Source organism: Oleiphilus sp. HI0079, from assembly GCF_001635105.1.
In genome coordinates, this window is sequence record NZ_LWFT01000633.1 from 1 (window position 1) to 2143 (window position 2143).

Below are 2143 nucleotides of genomic sequence, written 5' to 3' on the forward strand. Positions count from 1 at the left end.
TGTTAAGCGAGCGGTGTGCCAAGAATAAAATGAGCTATAAAAACAAAGGCTTAAATGGTTTTTTGGGGTGCTGTGACGGCCTTCTGACATCTTTCTTGATGTTTTTGAAGGTTGCGGTCAAAAAAATGACGGCGTCGCCGCCGGTGCTAGAGGAAGTTTATTCTGCTTGCAAGCAAGGGTTGTTTTGCGCAACATTGCTAGCAACTTGTAATAACAAAAACCTTCAGGTAATCGTTTTTTAATGCGTTTGAAATCCATCAAATTGGTCGGCTTTAAGTCTTTTGTTGACTCGACAGTTGTGCCTTTTCCTACAAATATGACAGCGATCGTGGGTCCTAACGGTTGCGGAAAATCCAATGTCATTGACGCCGTGCGATGGGTCATGGGAGAGAGCTCTGCGAAGCATTTGCGTGGGGAGTCGATGACGGACGTTATCTTTAACGGCTCTACGCATCGCCAGCCGGTTGGTAGGGCTTCGATTGAGCTTTTGTTTGACAATAGCGAAGGGCAGTTAGTTGGTGAATTTGCTGCGTTTAGCGAGATATCGATCAAGCGCCAGGTAACGCGAGAAGGACAGTCTCAGTATTTTCTAAATGGTTCCAAGTGCCGACGTCGAGACGTGACCGATATTTTTCTTGGAACTGGCATGGGGCCGCGGAGCTACGCCATTATTGAGCAAGGGATGATATCTCGCTTAATTGAGAGCAAGCCAGAGGAGTTGCGCGTCTACCTGGAAGAGGCGGCGGGTATCTCCAAGTATAGAGAGCGTCGCAGAGAAACAGAAAATCGTATGCGGCGAACTCAGGAGAATTTAGATCGGCTGTCTGATATTCGCGAAGAGTTAGGCAAGCAACTTGCGACGTTAAAGCGTCAGGCATCGGCAGCTGAGCGTTATAAAGAGTACAAAGCGCAAGAGCGAAAAACAGGGGCTTTGTTGGCTGCGATTGATTGGAATGCGCTTTCGGTTGCGCGTGAAGAGCACAGCAAGCAGTGCGCGTCGCTAGAGGAAAGTATAGAGCTTTCGGTATTAGAGAAAGCAACTGGCCAGTCGAAAATCGAGGCAGCGCGCGCAGAGCTCGAAGAGACAATTGAGGGGTTTCAAGCACTGCAGGCCAGCTATTATCAGTCAGGTGCTGAAATAGCCAAGTTTGAGCAAGAGTTGAAGTTTGAGCGCGAGAAGGCCGAGCGCGCCGCAGAGCAAAAGCTAAGAATCAGTGATGATATTCGTCGCTCTGAGGAGCGAAAGCGTCTTTTGTCAGAAGAGTTACAGGATCGTAGTCTTGAAGTTGAAGAAATGGCGCCTGAGCTGGAATTGCTTGTTGAACAGCAAGAGGTTCAGTTGGAGCGGGTGGAGTTGGCTGAGTCGCGCTTTCAGGAATGGCTGCAAGGTAATGAGCGCTTACAGGAAGCGTATGCGCAAGCGCGCAGCGATGCCGAATCAAGTCAGGCACAGGTATCACAGTTAGAGGCGCGCATTCAGCAATACAATGACCGCTTGGTTTCATTAAGTCAGGAACAAACTCAGCTTGATGCGCAGAGTGGTTCGCTCGGTGATGAATGCGGAGATGCAGAACTTGCTGAAATAGATGCGCAAATTGGGCAAACCAAAGTTGAGGCAGAATCCATTGAGCAGCAACTGCTGTTAGATAAAGCGAAGCTAAGCGAATTGGAGGAGGCGATATCGGAGTCGCGAAGCTTACTTGCAAGTGATAAAGCTGCGTTGTCGTCACTGGATGCGATTCAGCAGGATGCGAGAGCTACAGTAGAGTCTAGCTTTAAGGAGTTTGCCAGTGCGCAGGAATTAAAGCCTCTTATAGACTGTATTCAGATTGCTCCCGAGTGGGGGGTGGTTGCAGAGTCTGTTTTGGGTGGAGTGCTAAGTTCTTATCTCGCTCAAGAGGCGAGCTTCATCGGTTCGGAGTTATCGGGGTTTACAAAAGAGTCGTTTACCGTGTTTTTGGAAGGCGCTTCAGTGGTTGAACCGCTTCCAGGGTCTTTGGCGAGCAAAGTTGCGGGAGTCGACGTCTTAAATGAGCAGCTGAATGAGTATGCTTGTGTTGATAGCTTGTCGCTTGCATNGCAGCAGCAAAGTGGTTTGGCGTGTGGAAAGAAAATCGTAACTAAAGATGGATTTGTTGTCAGC

1 protein-coding gene is annotated in these 2143 nt (G+C 48.8%); it reads left to right on the plus strand.

The features are described from left to right. Positions 1 to 241: 241 nt before the first annotated feature. Positions 242 to 2143: chromosome segregation SMC family protein (locus tag A3750_RS11475; protein ID WP_231871801.1), on the plus strand; the 1902-nt coding region annotated here is incomplete at its 3' end.